This window comes from Radiobacillus kanasensis, from assembly GCF_021049245.1.
GTDB classification, from domain to species: domain Bacteria; phylum Bacillota; class Bacilli; order Bacillales; family Amphibacillaceae; genus Radiobacillus; species Radiobacillus kanasensis.
In genome coordinates this window covers 2,336,258-2,360,289 of record NZ_CP088020.1, presented here as the reverse complement: position 1 = coordinate 2,360,289, position 24,032 = coordinate 2,336,258, and the positions used below count along the sequence as shown (strand labels likewise).

The 24,032-nt window shown below is 39.1% G+C and carries 23 protein-coding genes and 2 tRNA genes; 20 read left to right on the top strand and 5 right to left on the bottom strand.

The window, feature by feature from the left end:
* Positions 1-95: 95 nt before the first annotated feature.
* Positions 96-1,025, bottom strand: a complete 930-nt coding sequence (gene rnhC / locus KO561_RS12280; protein WP_231093539.1) for a ribonuclease HIII — start codon at positions 1,023-1,025, stop codon at positions 96-98.
* A gap of 318 nt (positions 1,026-1,343) precedes the next feature.
* On the opposite strand from rnhC, the gene zapA reads away from it, so the two are divergent.
* The 7 genes from zapA to uvrC all read left to right on the top strand — a co-directional run bounded on the left by zapA (position 1,344) and on the right by uvrC (position 9,246).
* Complete coding sequence (zapA, locus tag KO561_RS12275) at positions 1,344-1,604, top strand: cell division protein ZapA (protein WP_231093538.1); 261 nt, start codon at positions 1,344-1,346, stop codon at positions 1,602-1,604.
* Positions 1,605-1,611: 7 nt separating this feature from the next.
* A complete protein-coding gene (locus tag KO561_RS12270; RefSeq protein WP_231093537.1) occupies positions 1,612-2,169 on the top strand; it encodes a CvpA family protein in 558 nt (185 codons plus the stop codon).
* Positions 2,170-2,269: 100 nt separating this feature from the next.
* The gene (gene polX, locus KO561_RS12265) at positions 2,270-3,982 is read left to right on the top strand and encodes a DNA polymerase/3'-5' exonuclease PolX (protein ID WP_231093536.1); all 1,713 of its coding nucleotides are present in this window, start codon (positions 2,270-2,272) and stop codon (positions 3,980-3,982) included.
* Between the two features lie 14 nt (positions 3,983-3,996).
* Entirely contained in the window at positions 3,997-6,339 is a 2,343-nt protein-coding gene (locus KO561_RS12260; RefSeq protein ID WP_231093535.1) for an endonuclease MutS2, read from the top strand.
* Positions 6,340-6,373: 34 nt separating this feature from the next.
* Positions 6,374-6,781, top strand: a complete 408-nt coding sequence (locus KO561_RS12255; RefSeq protein ID WP_231093534.1) for a DUF350 domain-containing protein — start codon at positions 6,374-6,376, stop codon at positions 6,779-6,781.
* 246 nt (positions 6,782-7,027) lie between these two features.
* On the top strand, positions 7,028-7,342 hold the full coding sequence (gene trxA, locus KO561_RS12250) for a thioredoxin (RefSeq protein ID WP_231093533.1): 315 nt from the start codon (positions 7,028-7,030) through the stop codon (positions 7,340-7,342).
* A 122-nt stretch (positions 7,343-7,464) separates the two neighbouring features.
* Positions 7,465-9,246, top strand: a complete 1,782-nt coding sequence (gene uvrC / locus KO561_RS12245; RefSeq protein WP_408004815.1) for an excinuclease ABC subunit UvrC — start codon at positions 7,465-7,467, stop codon at positions 9,244-9,246.
* Positions 9,247-9,278: 32 nt separating this feature from the next.
* Here uvrC and KO561_RS12240 read toward each other — a convergent pair whose 3' ends face one another.
* Positions 9,279-9,719: a DUF2507 domain-containing protein gene (locus KO561_RS12240; protein WP_231093532.1), complete on the bottom strand. Its 441-nt coding sequence runs from the start codon at positions 9,717-9,719 to the stop codon at positions 9,279-9,281.
* A 262-nt stretch (positions 9,720-9,981) separates the two neighbouring features.
* On the opposite strand from KO561_RS12240, the gene KO561_RS12235 reads away from it, so the two are divergent.
* From KO561_RS12235 to sdhB, 3 genes are read left to right on the top strand one after another with little or no spacing between them, the layout of a single operon-like run.
* On the top strand, positions 9,982-10,602 hold the full coding sequence (locus KO561_RS12235; RefSeq protein ID WP_231093531.1) for a succinate dehydrogenase cytochrome b558 subunit: 621 nt from the start codon (positions 9,982-9,984) through the stop codon (positions 10,600-10,602).
* A 37-nt stretch (positions 10,603-10,639) separates the two neighbouring features.
* Complete coding sequence (gene sdhA, locus KO561_RS12230) at positions 10,640-12,403, top strand: succinate dehydrogenase flavoprotein subunit (protein ID WP_231093530.1); 1,764 nt, start codon at positions 10,640-10,642, stop codon at positions 12,401-12,403.
* A complete protein-coding gene (gene sdhB / locus KO561_RS12225) occupies positions 12,403-13,176 on the top strand; it encodes a succinate dehydrogenase iron-sulfur subunit (RefSeq protein WP_231093529.1) in 774 nt (257 codons plus the stop codon). Before sdhA ends, sdhB begins: the two co-directional genes overlap by 1 nt.
* A gap of 43 nt (positions 13,177-13,219) precedes the next feature.
* Here the strand turns inward: sdhB and KO561_RS12220 are convergent, their stop codons facing one another.
* Positions 13,220-13,567, bottom strand: coding sequence for a hypothetical protein (locus tag KO561_RS12220; RefSeq protein WP_231093528.1), 348 nt, complete (start codon positions 13,565-13,567; stop codon positions 13,220-13,222).
* 262 nt (positions 13,568-13,829) lie between these two features.
* Between KO561_RS12220 and KO561_RS12215 the strand changes: the two genes are divergently transcribed.
* From KO561_RS12215 to KO561_RS12185, 7 genes are all read left to right on the top strand, one after another.
* Positions 13,830-14,054, top strand: a complete 225-nt coding sequence (locus tag KO561_RS12215) for a helix-turn-helix domain-containing protein (protein ID WP_226036493.1) — start codon at positions 13,830-13,832, stop codon at positions 14,052-14,054.
* A gap of 217 nt (positions 14,055-14,271) precedes the next feature.
* Entirely contained in the window at positions 14,272-14,745 is a 474-nt protein-coding gene (locus KO561_RS12210; protein WP_231093527.1) for a MarR family winged helix-turn-helix transcriptional regulator, read from the top strand.
* A 1-nt stretch (position 14,746) separates the two neighbouring features.
* Positions 14,747-15,571 carry a glutamate racemase gene (racE, locus tag KO561_RS12205; protein ID WP_231093526.1) on the top strand — a complete coding sequence of 275 codons (825 nt, stop codon included), beginning with the start codon at positions 14,747-14,749 and terminating at the stop codon, positions 15,569-15,571.
* A 198-nt stretch (positions 15,572-15,769) separates the two neighbouring features.
* Positions 15,770-16,870: a GerMN domain-containing protein gene (locus KO561_RS12200; RefSeq protein WP_231093525.1), complete on the top strand. Its 1,101-nt coding sequence runs from the start codon at positions 15,770-15,772 to the stop codon at positions 16,868-16,870.
* Positions 16,871-17,031: 161 nt separating this feature from the next.
* The gene (rph, locus tag KO561_RS12195) at positions 17,032-17,787 is read left to right on the top strand and encodes a ribonuclease PH (RefSeq protein ID WP_231093524.1); all 756 of its coding nucleotides are present in this window, start codon (positions 17,032-17,034) and stop codon (positions 17,785-17,787) included.
* A 2-nt stretch (positions 17,788-17,789) separates the two neighbouring features.
* Positions 17,790-18,389: an XTP/dITP diphosphatase gene (locus KO561_RS12190; protein ID WP_231093523.1), complete on the top strand. Its 600-nt coding sequence runs from the start codon at positions 17,790-17,792 to the stop codon at positions 18,387-18,389.
* A 3-nt stretch (positions 18,390-18,392) separates the two neighbouring features.
* Entirely contained in the window at positions 18,393-18,926 is a 534-nt protein-coding gene (locus tag KO561_RS12185; RefSeq protein WP_231093522.1) for a metallophosphoesterase family protein, read from the top strand.
* Positions 18,927-19,094: 168 nt separating this feature from the next.
* Here KO561_RS12185 and KO561_RS12180 read toward each other — a convergent pair.
* Positions 19,095-19,168 (bottom strand) — tRNA-Arg (locus KO561_RS12180).
* A 31-nt stretch (positions 19,169-19,199) separates the two neighbouring features.
* Positions 19,200-19,273, bottom strand: a tRNA-Gly gene (locus tag KO561_RS12175).
* A gap of 467 nt (positions 19,274-19,740) precedes the next feature.
* On the opposite strand from KO561_RS12175, the gene KO561_RS12170 reads away from it, so the two are divergent.
* The 3 genes from KO561_RS12170 to clpX all read left to right on the top strand — a co-directional run bounded on the left by KO561_RS12170 (position 19,741) and on the right by clpX (position 23,936).
* Entirely contained in the window at positions 19,741-20,715 is a 975-nt protein-coding gene (locus tag KO561_RS12170) for a tetratricopeptide repeat protein (protein WP_231093521.1), read from the top strand.
* Between the two features lie 169 nt (positions 20,716-20,884).
* Positions 20,885-22,171, top strand: a complete 1,287-nt coding sequence (gene tig / locus KO561_RS12165) for a trigger factor (protein ID WP_231093520.1) — start codon at positions 20,885-20,887, stop codon at positions 22,169-22,171.
* 487 nt (positions 22,172-22,658) lie between these two features.
* Positions 22,659-23,936, top strand: a complete 1,278-nt coding sequence (gene clpX, locus KO561_RS12160; RefSeq protein ID WP_231093519.1) for an ATP-dependent protease ATP-binding subunit ClpX — start codon at positions 22,659-22,661, stop codon at positions 23,934-23,936.
* Positions 23,937-24,032 lie beyond the last annotated feature (96 nt).

Sequence of the window (24,032 nt, the reverse complement as noted above, 5' to 3'; positions counted from 1 at the left end):
TGTAAGGTAATTCACTTCCCATTTGTTAATCTATGTTGCTATGCAAACATGTAACTTTACCCTGAAAATATATGACAGATGAAGACCATGCACTTCTAGTATTTCATCGCCTTTTGCGTATTAGCGAAATGCATTTTTGCATAATTACCAAGCTCTTGTTTGCTATATTTCTTAAGGAGCCTTGCTGCTACTTGGTCGACTTTTTGGGAAGCTCCTTTAGGTAATGTCATTCCTAATTGTTCCGATAGTTTATCCATCTCTTTTACAAAGCTCGCTCTAGCGATAATGGAACCTGCTGCAACTGCAATAGAATAGCTTTCGGCTTTTGTCATAAAGTACACATTCTCCTGCAATTTTTCATTCTCCGAGCGCAGATGTTTTTGATAAGAATGTGGTTCCGAAAATTGATCGATTAGAATTCCTGTTGGTCGCTCCGGTGCTATTTTTTGTAGAAGCTTCGTAATGGCGGTATGATGTAGCATGGTTTTCATTTTTCCTTGGGACCAGCCATTCAATTGAACTCTATTATATTTTTCATTATGTAAAATAACCAATGAATAAGGCAATTTCATCTGAACGAGATCCTTGGCAATTTGCGATATTTTTTCGTCGGTTAAATTTTTGGAATCCTGTACACCAAGTTCTTTCAATAAAGGAATTTGTTCCTTTTGCACATAGGCAGCTGCCACCGTAATAGGACCGAAATAATCTCCGGTACCAGCCTCATCCGAACCGATATGGGACGTTGTAAATAACGAACTAGGAGGGGCGAAGGCATGGGCAGGCTTTTTCTTGGATGTTGAGCTCTTTTTATTAGAAGTATCAGGTGAACCCCATTTTGCTGCTTCCACCTCAGCTGCCTTTCCTTGAAACAATACTTTCCCAGAATGATAAGCAGTTATCGAGCTATTAGCCGTTTTTGCAGCAAATACTGCTCCAGCTGGTGCTGCTTTTAAACTAGACTTGTAATAGGTTTCGAGGTCTTTTATTTTGTCCTTCGTAAGGGTTAACACAACATGTGACATCAAATCTCTCCATTTCCGTAAGTAGCTTTAGTATATCAAAGAACGGCGCTAATATCTGCGGTTTTGTCAGTACTGCATTCGTTTTTGCGCATACGTTAATAAGATAGTTTCCTAAATGATAGTCTTCATGTTAATATAAATGATAGGGTTTTATACATAATGTAGCAAATATTGGAGATGAAACCGTTCCTGGCATTTCGCTTTTAAGAAGACGGCATGGTTTCTTCTTATTTTTCCGCTACAACCTTCTTAGATCCGTGTTTCACAGGTGGAACAAGGAATTGTATCTTTCACATATAGAATTGAGGGGGAATCGCAATGTCCCAGCCAGATAAATCACGTACTACTGTTGATATACATAATCGCTCGTACACGATAGTCGGGGAGGAACCTGCCCATCATGTTCGCATGGTTGCGAGTCTTGTAGACCAAAAAATGCGCGAAATTCATGCTGCCAATAATAAATTAGATACTACTAGTCTAGCAGTTTTAACTGCTGTTAATACAATGAATGATTATTTGAAGCTTAAAGAGGAATATACCGAGCTTCTCGGTTCAATAAAAAAGAAAGAGGATTAAAATTCTGATGATAGATTTATTGCTTTTGGGAATACTCATATTAGGAATTTTTGTTGGGTTGAGGAGAGGATTTATTCTTCAGCTTTTACACGTATTAGGTTTTATTGTTTCATTTATCATTGCGGTTTTATATTACGATGACCTTTCACCAAGGCTTAATCTTTGGATTCCATATCCGGAGCTACCTGCTGATTCGACATGGGGCATTTTCTTGGAAACTTTGCCGTTAGAAAATGCGTTCTATAATGCAGTTTCCTTTGCACTGTTGTTCTTTGGAGCTAAAATTGTGCTGCAAATTATTGCGAATATGCTAGATTTTGTTGCTACTTTACCTATATTGAACGTTTTAAATGGATGGTTAGGTGCGGTTCTAGGCTTTATTGAAACGTATGTGCTATTATTTATTGTGCTTTATATTGCAGCCTTAGTACCGATTGATTTTGTACAAAGCGCACTTGGCGGATCTGGTATTGCATCTTTTATGATTGAACATACTCCGATCTTATCCAAACAGATCGAAACGTTGTGGTTTGAACACGTGGCTAGTATCTTTTCAACCAAATAATGTAGGGTAGAGCGTATATGATCAACCCTTGTTAAACCCTTGCAGCTAATGAATGCAAGGGTTTTTATTGGAAAGATAGCCGTTATAGGAGGAATTGCTTATGTCTGTAGATAAAAAAGATGTCATTCGATTGTTAGAAACATTTGCCATATACTTAGAATTAAAAGGGGAAAACACGTTTAAGGTTTCGGCGTATCGGAAAGCTGCCCAAGCCTTAGAAACCGATGATCGATCTTTATCGGAAATGGACGACTTCACGAAAATAAAAGGAATCGGAAAAGGGACTTCTTCTGTAATTAGTGAATTCGTGGAGAAAGGGGAATCCGAAGCATTACGCGAATTAGAAAAAGAAGTACCGAAAGGCTTGATCCCTTTACTCGATGTCCCTGGGCTTGGTGGGAAGAAGTTAGCTAAGCTTTATCAGGAACTAGGTGTAACAGATGCAGAATCGCTTGTCCAAGCATGCGAGAACGGTTCGGTTGAAAGCTTAGCTGGATTTGGAAAAAAATCCGCTGAAAAAATTAGGAAAGCAATCAAAGAAAGGACGAATCGCCCAGAGCGATTACCGATTGCCTTTATGCTTCCAATTGCAGAAAGAATAGAACAGTACTTAGCCAACGTAGAAGGTGTAGAGCGCCACTCGCGGGCGGGAAGCATACGTCGACTAAGTGAAACGGTAAAAGATTTAGATTTTATTATTTCGACTACAAAGCCTAGTCAAGTAAGAGATGCCTTATTAAAAATTGATCATACGATTGATGTGATCGCTTCCGGAGAAACTAAAGTATCTATCGTGTTGGATGAAGGTTATCCTGTGAATGTAGATTTTCGAATGGTTAAGCCAAACGAATTTATCACAACACTTCATCACTTTACCGGATCGAAGGATCACAATGTTGCGATGAGACAGTTAGCCAAGCAGCGTAAGCAGAAGATAAACGAATACGGAGTAGAAGATACAGAAACGAACGAAATCGTGACATTCGAAAACGAAGAATCTTTTTTTGCCCACTTTGGGTTACCCTATATTCCACCAGAAATGAGAGAAAATATGGGGGAAGTGGATACAAGGTCGATTGATGTCCTTCAAAAGAAAGATGTTCGCGGTGACTTGCATATGCACACAACCTGGAGTGACGGTGCTCAGTCTGTTGAAGAAATGGTTCTATCTGCAAGAGAAATGGGCTATGAATTTATCGCCATAACCGATCACTCTAAGTTTTTACGAGTGGCAAATGGATTGGATGAAGAAAAGTTACGAAAACAACGAGAAGAAATCCATCGATTAAATGAAAAGTACGCAGATATTCATATTTTTGCTGGCGTAGAAATGGATATTTTGCCAGATGGTACATTAGATTTTTCGGACGACTTTTTAAAAGAGATGGATTATGTAATTGGGGCCATTCACTCTAGTTTTAGTCAGTCTGAAGAACAAATCATGACACGTCTCCGTACGGCACTTGAAAATCCATATGTCAATGTCATTGCCCATCCAACAGGGCGAGTCATTGGAAGAAGACCAGGGTATGCTGCAAATCTTGAAGCGTTAATTGAAGGAGCGGCAGAAACAGGAACGGTATTAGAGTTAAATGCCAATCCTAACCGTTTCGACTTATCCGCAGAATGGGTGAAAAAAGCACAAGAAGCTGGTGTGAAAATTGCTATTAATACGGACGCCCACAACTATAAAACGTTAAAGTTTATGGAACTTGGAGTCGGGGTAGGACGTAAAGGTTGGTTAAGAAAAGAAAATGTCATTAATACTTGGACGAAAGAAGAGTTAATGAAGTTATTTTCGAGACATAGATAGAAGGTGTAAAAGAAATGAACGAACGGATTTTTAAAGTACTGGAGTTTGAACGAATTGTTCACTTATTACAAGAACAAGCAGCTTCTTCTCTTGGGAAAGAGAAGGCCAATCAAATAAAGCCTGTAGATACATTAGAGGAAGCCAATGCGTTGCAAGCACAAACTGATGAAGCGGCAAATGTTATCCGCCTATTTGGTAACGTTCCACTTGGTGGGATTTTTGATATTCGAGCCCATGTGAAACGGTCCCAAATTGGTGGTGCTTTAAGTGCTAAGGAATGTTTAGATGTTGCGAGCACCATTTACGGTAGCAAGCAATTAAAAAGATTTACCGAGGATATCGAGGAACCGGAACTTCCGATTCTCAGAAGCCTAACGGATCAAATTGTACCGCTAAATCAGTTAGAACGAGAAATAAAAAATTGTATTGATGATAATGGGCATGTAATGGATGGAGCTTCTGATACGTTACGAACCATACGGTCTAAGATTAGAACGAATGAGAGTAGAGTACGTGACAAACTTGATTCCTACACACGAACTAAGTCAAAAATGCTATCTGATGCCATTATAACGATTCGGAATGAGCGTTATGTATTGCCGGTTAAACAAGAATACAGAGGGTCTATTGGCGGAATTGTCCATGATCAATCTTCATCTGGTGCGACCTTGTTTATGGAACCACAAGCCGTTGTGGAGTTGAACAACCAACTTCAGGAAGCGAAGGTACAAGAAAAAACGGAGATTGATCGGATATTACGAACCTTATCCGCTCTTGTGGCGGAGGATGCTGAGATCCTATTACAAGTCGTAGAAGTGCTAGCAGAAATTGACTTTATGTTTGCGCGAGCAAAATTAGGTAGTCAAATGAAAGCGGCTAGACCAACGATGAATGATCAAGGGATCATCAAAATGAAGCAAGCACGTCACCCTTTATTACCGGTGGATGAAGTGGTGGCGAATGATGTGGAGATAGGTGAAAGCTATCGGGCAATTGTCATCACAGGTCCAAACACAGGTGGTAAAACAGTTACTTTAAAAATGATTGGGTTATGTACATTGATGGCACAATCAGGATTACAGGTCCCTGCCTTAGATGGGTGTGAAATGGCCGTATTTTCCAATGTTTTTGCAGATATCGGAGACGAGCAATCTATTGAACAAAGTCTTAGTACGTTTTCTTCTCATATGACGAACATAGTACGAATTCTTCATGAACTAGATGATCAATCACTCGTTTTATTCGATGAGCTCGGTGCTGGAACGGACCCACAAGAAGGGGCTGCTCTTGCGATGGCTATTCTAGATGAAGTCGTTCAAAAAAACGCGCGAATTATTGCGACGACCCACTATCCTGAGCTAAAAGCGTATGGCTATAACCGAGAAGGTGTTGTGAACGCTTCTGTCGAATTTGATATCGAGACGTTAAGTCCTACTTATCGTTTATTGATTGGTGTTCCTGGGCGAAGTAATGCGTTTGAAATATCAAGGAGACTTGGCCTGCAAGAGCGCATTATCGCTTCTGCACAGGGTCATATTGGAAGCGAATCTAGAAGTGTGGAAAATATGATAGCCTCCTTAGAAGCATCTAGACGCGGAGCCGATCAAGATTATGAAGAAGCGATGGAAACTTTAAAAGAGGCAGAAAGACTTCGAGAAGATCTTCAGAAGCAATGGGATCAATTAGAAGCCAAAAAAGAGCAGTTGTATAGAAAAGCAGAGGAAAAAGCGGAGAAGGCGATTGAAAAGGCAAGAGAAGAAGCAGAGGAGATTGTTGCGGAGCTCCGAAGTAAACGAAATCAAGCAGCCTTGAAAGAGCATGAATGGATTGAAGCAAGAAAGTTATTTGAAGAGGCGCAGCCGAAGTTGGCCAAAGAACAAGGTAAGAAGCCGAAAGAGAAAGAGGAAAAACGAGCATTGCAGCCCGGGGACGAAGTAACCCTACTTACATTAAACCAGCAAGGAACCATTATTGAACAAGTCAGTGACAATGAATATCAAATTCAAGTTGGTATAATGAAGGTGAAGGCGAAACGCAAGGAACTCAAGTTTGTGAAAGGGAAAGAACCACTAATCGAAAAGCCGATGGCAACGATAAAAGGGTCTGGGTACCATGTGAAACCAGAGCTTGATTTACGAGGGGAACGGTTCGAGGACGCGCTGCATCGACTGGAAAAATATGTAGATGACGCGCTTTTAGCGAACTATCCGCGGGTGTCAATCATCCACGGAAAAGGCACCGGTGCACTTCGTAAAGGGGTTCAGGAATTCGCAAAACGACATTCACAAATCACGAATTATCGTGATGGTGGAATGAATGAAGGCGGAAGCGGTGCAACCATTTTAGAGTTCAAATAAAGCATCGTTGTCCTAATTGAAATGAGGGGTTAAGATGAATGGGTTTTGGGAGAATACGTTTATAGAAACAGCTGCAAGGTACAGTGTTGCCATTCTTTGTTTAATTGTCTTTCTGGCGATATTTGAACTCGTAACTTCTTATAAAAATTGGGAAGAAATTAAAAAAGGAAATTTTTCTGTGGCGATGGCAACCGGTGGGAAAATCTTTGGGATCGCCAATATTTTTCGATACTCGATTGAACACAATGACACATTAGTAGAAAGCATGATGTGGGGCGTTTTCGGATTTGTTTTGTTGTTAACGGGATACTTTATATTTGAATTTCTAACACCTACGTATAAAATTGATAAAGAGATTGAAAGTGATAATCGTGCCGTTGGATTTATTTCCATGACCATTTCGGTTGGGTTATCCTTTGTCATTGGTGCAAGCATCGGCTAGAGGAGAGGTATTACATGGAAACATTAGCAAAGGTTTTAGGAGTCGTCTCCGTCCTATTTTTAATTGTAGGAATTATTTATCTGGTGAAATTTGTTTAAGGATAATGATATCCTGCCATCATAACGAGCTCATAGATTGGGCGTTATAGGGGAATATGATAAGTGAAGCAAAAATGTAGAAAGTTTAGAAACGCTCGTGCTATACTCAACACATAGTAGAAATTGGTTATAATGAGGAGGAATATAAATGGCAATTGTGAAAGCTTCAGATGCAACTTTTAACGAAGAAACCGGCCAAGGCCTAGTACTTGCAGACTTCTGGGCAACATGGTGTGGACCTTGTAAAATGATTGCACCTGTACTAGAAGAAATCGACGGAGAGATGAGCGATAAATTAAAAATCGTAAAGCTTGATGTAGATGAAAATCAAGATACTGCTAGCAAGTTTGGAGTTATGAGCATTCCGACATTGCTTCTATTTAAAGACGGAGAAGTGGTAGACAAAGTTATTGGTTACCAACCAAAAGAAGCACTAGAAGAACTTATTAATAAACACGCATAAGTTAAGATTTATAGTAAATATATCAAAATAGTCCCTTGTTGCCCGCAAAGCGACAAGGGGCTATTATTGTATTAGAAGACTATTTATGGTGGATCACAATACGGTTAAAGGTGTGAATAAAGATGATACCAAATCAACTAAAAGAAAAATTAGCAGTGCTTCCGGCGCAACCAGGCTGTTACTTAATGAAGGATAAACACCAAACCGTTATTTATGTTGGAAAATCCAAACTTCTAAAGAATCGAGTGAGATCGTATTTCACAGGAGCAAATGATCAAAAAACACAACGACTCGTCCAAGAGATTGTTGATTTTGAATATATCGTTACATCATCGGAAATCGAAGCACTTATTTTGGAAATGAATCTCATTAAAAAATACGATCCGAAGTACAACATCCTTCTGAAGGATGATAAATCTTATCCTTACCTAAAAGTGACAGCCGAAGAACATCCACGGTTAATCGTCACCCGTAAAGTGAAAAAAGATAAAGGGAAATATTTCGGTCCTTATCCGAACGTGTACGCAGCACGTGAGACAAAAAAATTATTAGATCGCCTGTATCCATTGCGCAAGTGTGATAAAATGCCTGATCGTGTTTGTCTTTATTACCATATGAATCAATGCTTAGGCCCCTGTGTACATCCAGTGTCTCAAGAAACAAATAAGCAAATCGTACAAAGCATCACTTCCTTTTTAAGTGGGGGACACCAAGAGATTAAAAAAGATCTAAAGAAAAAAATGTTGGAGGCATCGGAAGAGTTAGATTTTGAAAGAGCGAAGGAGCTTCGTGACCAGATCCAAAACATCGAGTCAGTTATGGAGCAACAAAAAATGACGTTGAATGATCAAGTGAATCGAGATATTTTCGGTTTTTCTTATGATAAAGGCTGGATGTGTGTACAAGTATTCTTTGTTCGTCAAGGGAAGCTGATTGAGCGTGATGTGGCTATTTTCCCATTCTTCGATGACCCGGATGAAACATTTTTAACGTTTATCGGTAGATTCTATCTACATCAAAACCATCCGAAACCGAAGCAGATCTTAGTTCCACTTGGTACGGATCTCGATTTATTAAAAGAACTTCTAGAGGTAGACGTGCATACTCCATTCCGCGGACGTAAAAAGGAGCTTGTAAAGCTCGCAGCAAAAAACGCAAAAATCGCTTTAGAAGAGAAGTTTTCGTTGATCGAACGTGATGAAGAACGTACTATACATGCTGTAGATAAGCTTGGGGAAAAGCTTCATATTGAAACACCTCACCGAATTGAAGCATTTGATAATTCCAATATTCAAGGGACAGACCCGGTTTCGGCGATGGTTGTTTTTATCGATGGACGGCCCCAAAAGAAAGATTATCGAAAATATAAAATAAGAGATGTGAAAGGCCCAGATGATTACGATACGATGAGAGAGGTTATTCGAAGACGCTATACACGTGTTTTAAAAGAAGGTTTACCTCTACCAGACTTAATTGTCATAGACGGCGGAAAAGGCCAAATGAGTGCAGCCCTGGAAGTGTTAGTGGATGAACTTGGTTTAGATATTCCGTTATGCGGGTTAGCGAAAGATGACAAGCACAAGACGAGTGAACTGCTATATGGGACACCACCAGAAGTAGTACCATTAGAACGACAATCTCAGGAATTTTATTTAATCCAACGTATTCAAGACGAAGTGCACCGCTTTGCGATCACCTTTCATCGCCAATTAAGAGGAAAAAGCGTTATTCAATCGGAATTAGATGAGATTCCGGGTGTAGGAGAAAAACGAAGAAGGTTGTTGTTGAGGCACTTCCGGTCTTTAGATGAGCTTAAACAAGCGAGTATTGAGGATATTACCAAACTAGGTATTCCAGCACCAACCGCTTCGACCATACTAGAGCATTTACAAACTGATAAATAATTAAAGGAACAAGCATCCTGGCTTGTTCCTTTTTAGCTTGTGTAAATCACATTGAATTGTACCGTCCCTTTTTGAATGCGATTCTCATCTGTACATTCACAAGGGGTTTGTTTCATTTGCTCTATAGCAGCAGCTAGAAAACCAGATTCTAAACGATAATCTTGATTTTTATAAGGGCTGTCTTTTCGTTTTTCAATTTCTTTGCCTTGTAATTCAAAGAAAAGCTCTCTTCTTTTCTCTTTCACTAGAGATAGTTGTCCCCATCCTAATTGTTCAAAGGAAAGGGTAATTTCCTCAACACTCGTAAACGAGAATTTTCTCGCTAAATTTTTCCCTATTATGTATAGGATTGTATTTGCATCTCTACCTAATAAATCTGGTAAAGCTTCAAATCGCAGGAAATCATACCCAGAACCGGTACTAGTTAACCGATTTAATAAGTTTTGGTTCAATTTTTCGTTCGTGCTACTCATAGTAACATTCATTCCCTTCTAGGTAGTTATTATCTCTTGAAAATGAATAGAGTGCAAGCCATTATCAAAGTGAAAAAATCACGAAATCTACCATAGGAAATAAAACCGTTTTCTTGACGCTCAACCGTGATAGAAGTACAATAAAGTGTGTCACAAAAAGTGCCTTTTTAAACAGAAAGTGCACGGATTTTCACTCTATAAAGGGTGCATAGAAAAATAATAAGTACATGGATTACACAACGATGGTGAGGGGGGGAAACAAATGTCGGAGAAGCGCGAGTTTTTTTATCGCAGGTTACATTCACTTTTAGGGGTAGTTCCGGTTGGTGTTTTTTTAATTGTTCACTTAACGGTGAACCATTTTGCTGCATACGGAGAAGAAAGTTTCAATAATGCGGTTCATTTTATGGAAAGCCTACCGTTTCTTATACTTCTACAGCTTTTAATTATCTATTTACCGATTATTTTCCACGCTGTTCTAGGAGTTTATATCGCTTTAACAGCTAGAAATAATGCAAAGAGATATGGCTTTCTACGGAACTGGTTATTTTTGTTTCAACGAATAAGTGGCATTATTACGCTTATATTCCTAGTATGGCATGTATGGGAAACGAGAATTGCCGCAGCATTAGGAAACACTGAAATTAGCTTTGATATGATGGAAGATGTTTTTAGTAACCCATTCATGATTTGGTTCTATATTATTGGACTTCTCTCTACTACATTCCACTTTGCGAATGGACTGTGGAGCTTCTTAGTGTCGTGGGGAATTATTGTATCACCACGCTCACAACAAATCACAACATATGTAACAATTATTGTATTTATCGCTCTATCTTATATGGGAATCCGTTCGATTCTTGCATTTGCGATGGGCGCGTAGGGTAGAAATGCTACAGAAAATTGGGGGAGTGAGCTAGATGAGTAAACGCAACATAGTAGTTGTCGGTGGAGGTCTTGCTGGCCTTATGGCAACTATTAAAGCTGCAGAAGCAGGTGTCCACGTTGATTTGCTTTCCATCGTACCAGTGAAACGTTCTCACTCTGTATGTGCACAAGGTGGTATTAACGGAGCTGTTAATACGAAAGGGGAAGGAGACTCTCCTTGGGAACACTTTGATGATACGGTTTATGGTGGAGACTTTTTAGCAAACCAACCACCGGTTAAAGCAATGTGTGAAGCTGCTCCAAGCATCATCCACATGCTTGATCGTATGGGAGTAATGTTTAACCGCACACCGGAAGGATTATTAGACTTCCGTCGTTTCGGTGGAACACAACACCATAGAACGGCTTATGCAGGTGCAACAACTGGTCAACAATTGCTTTATGCTTTGGATGAGCAAGTTAGACGTTATGAAGTAGAAGGCCTTGTAACGAAGTATGAAGGATGGGAATTCTTATCCGCTGTTATTGATGAGGAAGGTGTCGGTCGTGGTATCACGGCGCAAAACATTCAATCTCATGAAATTAAAGTATTTAAAGCCGATGCAACGATTATGGCCACTGGTGGTCCTGGTATCATCTTCGGCAAATCCACAAACTCTGTAATCAACACTGGATCTGCTGCAGCAGCTCTATATCGCCAAGGTGCGATTTATGCGAACGGAGAATTTATTCAAATTCACCCAACAGCAATCCCTGGTGATGATAAACTTCGCCTTATGAGTGAATCAGCACGTGGAGAAGGCGGAAGAGTTTGGACATACAAAGATGGAGAGCCTTGGTATTTCTTAGAAGAGAAGTATCCGGCATACGGAAACCTCGTTCCTCGTGATATCGCAACTCGTGAAATTTTTGACGTGTGTGTCAATCAAAAACGAGGAATTAACGGTGAAAACATGGTGTACTTAGACCTTTCTCATAAAGATCCTAAGGAACTAGACGTTAAGCTAGGTGGAATCATCGAAATCTACGAAAAATTCGTAGGAGAAGATCCACGAAAAGTTCCAATGAAAATTTTCCCTGCGGTTCACTATTCTATGGGTGGACTATGGGTAGATTACGACCAAATGACGAATATTCCTGGAATATTCGCTGCTGGGGAGTGTGATTACTCCCAACACGGTGGAAACCGTTTAGGTGCAAACTCTCTATTATCTTCTATCTACGGTGGAATGGTAGCAGGTCCTAACGCAATCCGTTACATCGATGGATTAGAGAAAACAGCAGCTGATCTTTCTAGTAAGATATTCGACGACAAGCTCAAAGAAGAAGAAGATATTTTCGAATCTCTTATGGGAATGGATGGTACAGAAAATGCTTACCAAATCCATAAAGAGCTTGGGGAATGGATGACAGATAACGTAACTGTAGTTCGTGAAAACGAAAAACTGAAGAATACAGATAATAAGATTCAAGAACTTATGGAGCGTTACAAAAAAATTAATATCAATGATACTTCTCGTTGGAGTAACCAAGGTGTTATGTTTACACGTCAATTAGAAAACATGTTGCAATTAGCACGTGTCATTACCATTGGAGCGTATAACCGTAACGAAAGCCGTGGTGCTCACTATAAACCAGAATTCCCAGATCGTAACGATGAAGACTGGTTAAAAACAACGAAAGCCCAATATGACCCAGCTGCAAACGGACCATCTTTCTCTTATGAGGATGTAGATGTATCGCTTATCAAACCTAGAAAGCGTGACTACAGTAAAGGAAAAGGGGGTAAGAAGTAATGGCAACGGCAACAGCTCAAAAGACAATTACGTTGATTATTACACGCCAAGATAGCCCAGATTCTTCTCCTTACCAAGAAACGTTTGAAATCCCATATAGAGAGAATATGAACGTTATTTCTGCGTTGATGGAGATCAGAAGAAATCCTGTCAATGCTAACGGAGAAGCGACTTCACCAGTGCAATGGGAAATGAACTGTTTAGAAGAAGTTTGTGGAGCATGCTCCATGAATATTAACGGTCAAGCAAGACAAGCATGTGCGGCACTAGTAGATAAACTAGAGCAACCAATCCGTCTAGAGCCAATGTCTACGTTCCCTGTCATGCGTGACCTAGCCGTTGATAGAAGTAGAATGTTTGATTCCTTGAAAAAGGTAAAAGCATGGATTCCGATCGATGGTACGTATGATTTAGGACCAGGACCAAGAATGCCTGAGAAAAAACGTCAGTGGGCGTATGAGCTTTCTAAATGTATGACTTGCGGAGTTTGCTTAGAAGCTTGCCCGAACGTGAACAATAACTCAGACTTCATTGGACCGTTTGCGATTTCTCAAGTTCGTTTGTTCAACTCTCACCCAACTGGTGAAATGAACAAAGGAGAACGTCTTGATGCGCTAATGGAAGATGGCGGTATTTCCGGGTGTGGAAACTCTCAAAACTGTGTTCAGGTTTGTCCGAAAGGGATTCCACTTACCACATCAATCGCAGCCATGAACAGAGAAACAAACATCCAATCATTTAAAAACTTCTTCGGAAGTGACTACGCTTATTAATATAGAAAGTCCCCTTATCCTAGTGGTAAGGGGACTTTTATGTTCAAGATAGCTTCCAGGCAGGTATTAAAGAATGAAACTTAAAGAAAAAACTAATGCAAATATGTAAGATTGTATAAATGAATAGCGTTGTTGAATAGGTGAATAACCACATGATGAAAGATTCTTGCAAGAAGATAGCTAATAAACTCATTCCGACAGGGAAGGGAACGAGAATGATCATCCACATAGGTGCCTTTAATTTTTCTGTTAATGCCCCAAGAAAAACAACGGAAAAACCAATTATTAAGGATTGCCAAATTATATAATTATTTAGTATAAGTAAGCTACCTAGGAAATACGTCAAGCTTGTTAGAAACCCAGCGATGACAAAATCCACATAATACCTCACATAAATCCTCCTTTGTCATATCATATATATTCCTAATATTATCACAGAAGCTAAGGAGTTTTTCGACAAGTTTTTGCACATTTGTATAGGAAAAACAATACCGAGATTAGGGCATTTTTTAAATCCATACTGTTCATTCAAATTGGGCACTGGAAAGAAGCGTCTGTTATCACAGTTTCCGTTATTTTCTCATAGAATACCTTGACTAAATAAATACCCTTCATAACCAGCTAGCTCTAAGACAGCAAGGAGGGGTTATCATTTGAAGGACAATGACTACAAGCCGAAGCAACTACTGACAAAACGCGAAAAGGAAGTATTTGAACTTCTAGTACAGGATAAAACAACAAAAGATATTGCCCAAGAACTATTTATTTCTCAAAAAACAGTAAGAAACCACATTTCAAATGCGATGCAAAAGCTTGGTGTAAAGGGGCGCTCACAAGCTGTAGTAGAGCTTCTTCGTATGGGAGAACTTAAACTATAGTTTCATTAAAACCGACTTTCGATAGGAGAAAGTCGGTTTTTTCTGTTCGACAATTTCTTTATTAAAATCAGTTCCGATTTTTGTGAGGAAAAATACAATAAACAGAGGGTATTTTCCTCATACTAAAACAATTAGATGGATTTCAGCCCGGTTTGATGGTAATCTCACATTAAGTGTATTTCCTATTGAGGAATGAAAGGTCAGGGAGGTCAAATTTTTGGAGAACGAAAAAATCAAAAAGATTTCACATATAGAAAAGGAACTACGTTATATCGCAGGGATCATTAAACAAAAAGGTCGAGAAATTCTAAACCAATATCCCATTACTGCACCGCAGTTTATTGCGTTGCAATGGTTGTCGGAAGAAGGGGACTTGACCACAGGGGAGTTATCGAATAAGATTCATTTAGCCTTTAGTACGACAACGGATTTAGTCGATCGTATGGAGAAAAATGGTGTCGTTAAAAGGGTAAAAGATGAAAAAGATAAAAGAATTGTAAGAATCCACATATTAGATAAAGGTGAATCTATCATCCATGAAGTGATAGAGAAACGCCGAGAATACTTAGGAGCGGTTTTAGATAACGTATCGGAACGAGAGGTAGATGCTTTAAATGAATTACTTCAGCTCCTTCATATACAAATGAAAAACTTCGAAGGGAATAAACATCAAGAGAGTAGAGGGGATTAGTTTGGCAAACCAACCGATAGGGGTCATTGATTCAGGTGTAGGCGGGCTTACTGTTGCAAGTGAACTGATGAGACAACTACCTAAAGAACAGTTAATTTATGTAGGAGACACATTAAGATGTCCATACGGTCCAAGACCGAAAGAAGAAGTCGTTGCTTTCACTTGGGAAATGGTCCAGTTTCTATTGGAGAAAAATATTAAGATGCTTGTTGTGGCTTGTAACACAGCAACAGCATTTACCTTAGAGGATCTTCGCCAGAAGTTAGATATTCCAGTAGTAGGAGTCATCCAGCCAGGGGCAAGATCTGCTATAAAAGTGACGCAAAATAATCAGATTGGGGTTATTGGTACAGAGGGAACGATTCAGAGCAAAGCGTATCCGAACGCCCTTCATCATATTAATTCTACAATTGAAGTACACGATTTAGCTTGTCCGAATTTTGTACCGATTGTAGAGAATGGCGTGTTAGCTGGACCACAAGCCTTGCAAGTTGTTCAGGATTCCTTGCAGCCATTAAAAGACCGGTACAACATTGATACTCTAATTCTAGGCTGTACCCATTATCCACTTTTGCGTGATACGATTCAAAAGGTGATGGGCGAACATGTTGCAATCATTTCTTCAGGTGAAGAAACCGCACGTGAAGTAAGTACAATCTTGTCCTACCATAAGAAATTATTTAATGGAGAGCAGCAACCTGAACATGAATACTATACGACCGGTAAAATAGAGGTGTTTAAGCAAATCGCAAGCAACTGGTTACAATCAGACATCAATCAAGTCCATCGTGTAGAGTTGGGGAATAGAGTGCTAAATCAACTATAAAGCATGATCGTTTAAGCGATCATGCTTTTTTCATGACTTTTTGTCCAATTCCATTCATATTTTTGGATTGTACAAACTACATATAAAGTAGGGACCGAGACAAGACCATGCTTATTCCAAAATTATTGTAATTGCTTGGTCTAATTTTCTAAATGGCTCGTATATATAGTAGTACAAACCATCGTAGGAGGGAAAAGCATGAAGAAGCTTACAGTTTATACTAGTGTTTTTACTTTTTCATTGATACTGTTATCAGGCTGCGGACTATTTAAAGGGGAACAATCATTAGAAGAAATGGATAAGCCACCTGAAGAGGCAACTTATACAAATGATTTAAAGGATGCTGCTTCTGAGACATCTGAAGAAGGAAAAATAAAAGAAAGTGCGGACGCAGAAAAAGGTGCAGAAGCAACAACAGATACGGTTGAAAGACAATTGTATCTACTAGATTCCAATGGAATGGTAGTTCCACAAACGGTTTCCATTCCAAAAGCAGAGTCAAAGGCCGTTGCCTCTCAAGTTCTTGAGTACTTAGTGAAAAACGGACCAGTAACGGAACTTCTACCAAATGGTTTCCAAGCTGTGTTACCAGCAGGCACACAAATTCTAGGACTTGATATGAAAGAGAACGGAACATTGGTTGTGGATGTTTCCGATGAATTTAAAAACTATGAAGCAGAAAGTGAAGAAGAAATACTTCAAGCGATGACCTATACATTAACACAATTTGAAAATGTGAAAAAAGTCCAATTATGGATTAACGGATATGAACAAGAAGTAATGCCTGTAAATGGAACTCCAATTTCTAAAGGAGTTTCGAGAGCGAATGGCATTAACATTCGTGAAGGTCATTCAGTTGACCTTATGAATAGTGAAGCAGTAACGCTTTACTATCCTACACAACATGATGGTAACTTCTATCATGTACCAATTACGCAACACGTTGAAGTAGAAAAAGATAATGTGTACCAATCCATTGTAGAAACATTAGTGAATGGACCTACACTAGGCTCTAACCTATTAAACGTATTTAATGATGGAACTTCTCTCACAGCAGAGCCTACTTACAAAGATGGTGTATTAACATTAAACTTTAATGAAAATGTGTTAAACAGTGTAGAGCAAGCCTCCATTTCCGATAAAGTAATGGAAACGTTGGTTTTAACACTAACAGATCAACCAGGTGTTGAAGCAGTGGATGTGAAAGTAGAAAACGTGGAGCAAGTATTTAACGAAAGTGGAGAAGCATACTCCGAGCCTGTAACTCGCAACACATTTGTACCAACAGGTAAACTATAATCCTTATTTTATGAAACGGGTCCTTGGGCCCGTTTTTTTGTTGTCGGAAAAGGAAAATTATCAAGATATCCCTGCATGAACTTCATGCTGTTGGTAAAAATATGTTAGGATTAAATGGCACAACATAGTGAGTGTGCAGAGTTTAAAGAGGAGTGACGAGGATGAGAATCAATGAACGAAAAACGAACCAATTACGCTCTATACATATAGAAACAGATTATATTAAACATCCAGAAGGATCCGTGTTAATTACTGTTGGAGATACGAAAGTCATTTGTAACGCGAGTATAGAAGAACGGGTTCCTCCATTTATGCGAGGGGAAGGAAAAGGCTGGGTAACCGCGGAGTATGCCATGTTACCAAGAGCAACCGGAACTCGAAACATTCGAGAATCCTCTAAGGGAAAGGTTTCTGGAAGAACGATGGAAATCCAACGCTTAATAGGACGTGCGCTGCGGGCCGTAGTTGATTTAGAAAAAATGGGAGAAAGAACGGTATGGGTCGATTGTGATGTCATCCAAGCAGATGGTGGAACGAGAACAGCTTCGATTACAGGAGCATTCGTAGCTGTAGTTCTAGCTTTTGGAAAGCTAGTCGATGGGAAAGTGATTAAGGAAATGCCGATACAAGATTTTCTTGCCGCTATTTCTGTTGGGGTACTACCGGACGGAACAGAAATCCTAGACTTACAATATGAAGAGGATTCTCAGGCCAATGTCGATATGAACATTGTCATGACAGGTAAAGGAGAGTTTGTTGAAGTTCAAGGAACTGGGGAGGAAGCTACTTTCACGATGAATCAATTACAAGCGATGTTTGGATTGGCAGAACAAGGAATTAAGGATCTTATAGATATTCAAAAAGAAGCAGTTGGAAAATGGGCAGAGGTTATCGATTCTAAAAAGTCAGGGGAATAAGCATGGATAAATTATTGATCGCAACAAAAAACAAAGGGAAAGTGAAAGATTTTAAAGGACTATTTTCCAAATATGGAGTCGAAGTATATTCCTTATTAGACCTAGAGGATGAAATTCCCGATGTTGAGGAAACAGGCTCCACTTTTGAAGAAAATGCTGCCTTAAAAGCAGAAACCATTGCAAGTCTTTTTCATATGCCTGTATTAGCCGATGACTCAGGATTAGAAGTGGACGCACTTGATGGGAGACCTGGTATCTATTCAGCACGTTATGCAGGTGAAGAAAAAAATGATCAAGCAAACTTGCAAAAAGTATTAACGGAATTAGAAGGCGTACCAAACGATAAAAGAACGGCACAATTCGTCTGTGTATTAGCTATTGCTCAGCCAGGACAGGATACGATGTTTACCCGAGGCACTTGCAAGGGAACGATCATACAAGAACCTACTGGAGAAAATGGATTTGGTTACGATCCTGTTTTTCTGCCTATTGGTTCTGATAAGACAATGGCTCAATTAAAGCCTGAAGAAAAAAACAACATCAGCCATCGACACCATGCACTCGTTCAACTAGAAACTTGGTTAAAAGAAAGGACGAAGTAATTGATGACGAAAGTTCTGATAATGAGTGACAGTCACGGCTTAAGAGATGAATTAACTATCATAAGACAAAGACACGAACATGAGGTGGATGCCATTATTCACTGTGGAGATTCGGAACTACAGAGCGATGCTGCAGAGCTTTCTTCTTTTATAAAAGTAACCGGTAACTGCGACATGGATCCAAGATACTCAAATGAAGAAGTGGTGGACATAGGAGGATTTACCTTCTTGGTCGTACATGGCCACCTTCATCAAGTAAAAGCTTCGCTCATGCCCCTATCTTATCGGGCACAAGAGTACCATGCACATATTGCCTGTTTCGGACACACACATATTGCCGGTGCGGAAAAAGTCGATGATATCTTGTTTATTAATCCTGGGAGCATTTTAATGCCAAGAGGCAGAATGGAAAAAACTTATGCCCTATTAAGCTGGGAAAACCCGGATTCGCTTCTTGTGGATTTTTACACAGTGGATGGAGAAGTACTAGAAGATATGCACTATGAAACAAAACTACACATCAAGAAAGAAAATTAAGAATGGCACCTCTTTGAGGTGTCTCTTTTATTCTGGATTGGTATTAGAAATAGTAATCCTTCAGAAGTATGGTAGGTTTTTATATACCATGAGAAAGTTAACTATCTAGAAAGAAAAAACAGTCGCAAATGGTATGATCCATTTACGACTGTTTTAGTGTTTTAAGTACGTCCCAGGAGAGATTCGAACTCCCGACCCACAGCTTAGAAGGCTGTTGCTCTATCCTGCTGAGCTACTGGGACATGTTATACATTATTCAAAATGACATAAATATGGAGCGGGTGAAGGGAATCGAACCCTCGACATCAGCTTGGAAGGCTGAGGTTTTACCACTAAACTACACCCGCACTCTGTAAAGTGCTAAATCCATATGAAGTTTACGAAAGACATGCCCTGCATCTTCTAGATTATTCAAGGAAGCGTATGCTTCAGGGCAACTCGTAGATTACTCGGTGGATGTTTTGCTCGTGGCTGAGGTTTTACCACTAAACTACACCCGCACTCTTTAAAGTGCTAAATCCTTATGAAGTTTACGGAAGTGCTACTTCATTAAATCTTTTATTTAATGATACCTCTTTTGAAGACAAGTTTCATTATATTAGCTACCAAAACGATTGTCAACCATCCTAACAAAACTTTTTTTAAATTTATAAAGCTGATGGTCTACCTTCTAAAACAGAACATCCTTTATCATCGACCAAAATGTTTGTTATAATTCACCTACTTACCTAAAATCGAAATTTTTCTTGTACGGTGTGTTTGAACTATCGGATTTAGGGTATGTTTATACTAATTTACTAAATGGGTGGGTTATATGAAAAATTTTGATAATGTAATCATGTTCCCTGGATTACAGAAAAGGTTAGAGAATGAAAGTCTAGAAGCGCTTAAGGATAAACGGTATGATGACGCACTTCAATCTTTCAACGAGTTGTTAGAGAACGACGTCGACACTCATGAAATTCAAATGGGCAAATTAATTTGCTTAATGGAAATAGGAAACTATGATGAAGTGGAAGACGTATGTCGAGCATTAATAGCGAAGGAAGACCAGCATTTTTATGATTATATACATATCTATTTAACTTGTCTTTTTCAAACAAGTCAATATCGAGATTTAATGGAAGAATTAGATCAAATTTTTGAAAAAAGCAATATTCCTACTATATATAAGAATCAATTTTGGCAGCTCTATGAGATTAGTAAAAAACTATTAGAGGATAAGGAAAAACAAGAAATTGTCCAGTTCATGGAGGATTTTAAGCGAGCAACGAAACAACAGGATACGACAAAGCAATGGTCGCTTGTTATGATGTGTCAGGAACTAGAGATAAACGGAAACCTACCCTTTATAAGGTCTTTGCTTATTGATGATACCATTCATCCGGTTGTGAAAACCGCTTTACTAGAATGGATGCGGAATCAAGAAGTGGACGCAAGAGTGGAAGTGTCAAAGTTCGATACTGTAGAAAGCGTCAAGCCGAATCAACTGAGCACTATTATGGACGACCCGTTCACGGTAGATATTTTTAATCTATTAAGCGGAGTAGAGCAAGACAATCCGTCTCAATATGAGCTCATCCAGCGAGTGCTAAAGAGATATCTCTATGTTCTATATCCTTTTATGCCGGATCAAGCCCTTATCCCCACCGTAGTGAACGCACTTATACATATTGGGAAGCAGTATATGGGTGATGTTGATTCTGTTGAGATGGACAATAATATGGATGAAACCATTCAGCAAATCCTTCAATTAGAAGCGTTATACTTATCAGTTATAGAAGAATGAATTTTACGTATAATCGAACCGGCGAACATATTGCCCTAAATTGTTGAAAGGTAAACGGATTATGTTATAATAAGGAAGTTGCAAATTTTCGAAACACATAGTATGTACACGAAAAATCGACTGCAAAAACCTATACTTAATGAATAATAGATGTTGGAGGGAAATAAATATGACAGCAAAATGGGAAAAACAAGAAGGTAATGAAGGTGTCTTAACCTTTGAAGTGTCTGCAGACAAGTTTGAAGAAGGTTTAGATATAGCCTTTAAAAAAGTATCCAAGGATGTTCAAATTCCTGGATTCCGTAAAGGGAAAATTCCTCGTAAAATTTTCGAACAACGCTTCGGTGTTGAATCCCTTTTTCAAGATGCAATTGATGCGGTCCTTCCAGAAGCATATTCGAATGCTATCGATGAAACAGGTATTGAACCAGTGGACCAACCATCTGTGGATATCGAAAATATCGAAAGAGGTCAAACTCTAGTATTTACGGCTACGGTTACGGTTAAGCCCGAAGTAAAACTTGGCGACTACAAAGGCCTTGAAGTCGAAGAGCAAGATACGACAGTAACCGACGAAGATGTAGACCAAGAAATAAAACAAATGCAAGAACGTAATGCAGAGCTCGTGGTAAAAGAAGAAGGACAAGTCGAAGACGGCGATACAGTTGTCCTAGACTTTGAAGGATTCATGGATGGAGAAGCTTTTGAAGGCGGAAAAGCGGAGAACCATCAATTAGAAATCGGTTCAGGTTCTTTCATTCCAGGATTTGAAGAGCAATTGGTAGGCAAAAGCTCTGGAGAAGAAGCAGAGATTAATGTTACATTCCCTGAAGAGTATCATGCTGAAGAAATGGCTGGAAAAGATGCCGTGTTCAAAGTGAAAATTCATGAAATCAAAGCGAAGGAACTTCCTGAGCTTGATGACGAATTTGCAAAAGATGTAGATGAAGAAGTAGAAACTCTTGATGCACTTAAAGACAAAATTAGAAAGCGCTTGGAAGAAGAAAAAGCAAACCAAGCAGATACTGAAAAACGTGAAAGTCTTATAAATCAAGCGTCTGACAATGCAGAAGTAGAAATTCCAGATGCAATGGTTCAAACCGAGCAAAATCGTATGCTTCAAGAATTCGAGCAAAGATTACAAATGCAAGGAATGACACTTGATATGTACTATCAATTCTCTGGTACAGATCAAAATGCTTTAAAAGAACAAATGCAAGAAGATGCGGCTAAACGAGTAAAAACGAACTTGACGTTAGAAGCAATTGCCGTTCAAGAAGACATTCAAGCTAGTGATGAAGATGTCAACAAAGAATTAGAATCCATGGCTTCCATGTACCAAGTAGAACCAGATCAATTAATTCAAATGCTTGGTGGGAACACAGATGCTATTAAAGAAGACTTGAAATTCAAAAAAGCAATCGACTTCCTTGTCGAAAATAGCAAAACAAAGTAACGAACAAAAGCGGAAACCCCCGCGCAGCTGGGCAGGAGCTGGGTGTGGCTATCTCTTATGTAAGATATACGCAGTACAGCCGTTTATAGTTTTTTATGTAAGCTAATAAACAAGGCACGATTTTTATCGTGTCTTGTTTTCTCTCATTATAAGTATCTTTCCTTCTTCTGTAGGAAAGAAAAAAGATGGAAGTATTTTTTTTCTTCGTTCCGTCATATACTATAGACACATATCGTTTGACATGAAATGTTGGGTTATACATAATAGGGTTTACACTCTTTAGCAGTCCGAATTACTGTTAAAGAAAATGAAAGGGTTTTTCGATAAGTATGAGACTAACTTGATAAGAAGATGGCCGTCGAGTTCCTAGAGTGTTTTTACTTTAGAATAATATCTTTATCTGATATTATGAGCTAAAGACGGTTGAACTTAGAGCGCAAGTATTACTTTGTGAATATAGATACTTTTAACTCGAGGGGTGAATTGGATGTACAAATTTAACGAAGAAAAAGGACAATTAAAGTGCTCTTTTTGTGGAAAAAGCCAAGATCAGGTTCGAAAGCTAGTTGCAGGACCTGGTGTTTATATTTGTGACGAGTGTATCGAGCTTTGTACAGAAATCGTGGAAGAGGAATTAGGCAATGAAGAAGAAGTTGAATTCAAAGAAATTCCAAAACCACAAGAAATTTGCGACATTCTTGATGATTATGTAATCGGACAAGAGAAAGCGAAGAAAAATCTATCTGTTGCCGTTTACAATCACTATAAACGTATTAATGCAGGAAAAGGTACAGACGATGTAGAGCTTTCTAAAAGTAACATCGCGATGATTGGGCCAACTGGTAGCGGGAAGACGTTGCTTGCGCAAACCCTTGCTAGAATCCTGAACGTTCCATTTGCGATTGCGGATGCGACTTCTTTAACGGAAGCAGGTTATGTTGGGGAAGACGTAGAAAACATCCTATTAAAATTAATCCAAGCTGCAGATTACGATGTGGAAAAAGCAGAAAAAGGGATTATTTACATTGATGAGATTGACAAAGTGGCTAGAAAATCCGAAAACCCATCCATCACTAGAGATGTTTCTGGGGAAGGGGTTCAACAAGCACTACTTAAAATCTTAGAAGGAACCGTTGCAAGTGTTCCTCCTCAAGGTGGTAGAAAGCATCCTCATCAAGAATTTATTCAAATTGATACAACAAATGTTCTCTTCATTTGTGGGGGAGCGTTTGATGGTATCGACCAAATCATTAAACGTCGTCTAGGTAAGAAAGTAATCGGATTTGGTGCTGATGATGTAAATCAAGATTTGGATAAAGGAGCGCTATTATCGAAAGTACTTCCAGAGGATCTACTTCGCTTTGGATTAATTCCAGAATTCATTGGAAGACTTCCGGTTATTGGCAGCCTTGAACCATTAGATGAAGATGCGTTGGTTGAAATCCTTACGAAGCCGAAGAACGCTCTAGTCAAACAATATCAAAAGCTATTTACAATTGATGATGTAGAACTTGAGTTCGAAGAAGAAGCTCTGGTTGAAATTGCCAAGAAAGCAATTGAAAGAAAAACAGGGGCACGTGGCCTTCGTTCCATCATCGAAGGAATAATGCTGGATGTCATGTTCGAGCTGCCATCCCGTGATGATATTGAAAAATGTATTATCACAAAGGATACAGTCGTGCTTGAAAATGGTCGTCCTAAACTAGTTCTTCGTGACGGAACGGTGCAAGACGAAAATAAAGAATCACCAAAAGAAAGTGCATAAATCTTCTTTAGAAAATCCCTTGTGTCAATCACAAGGGATTTATCTATGTTTCGGAAATTTTTAGTTTTGGACGGCATTTCATTCGTTTATTGAATA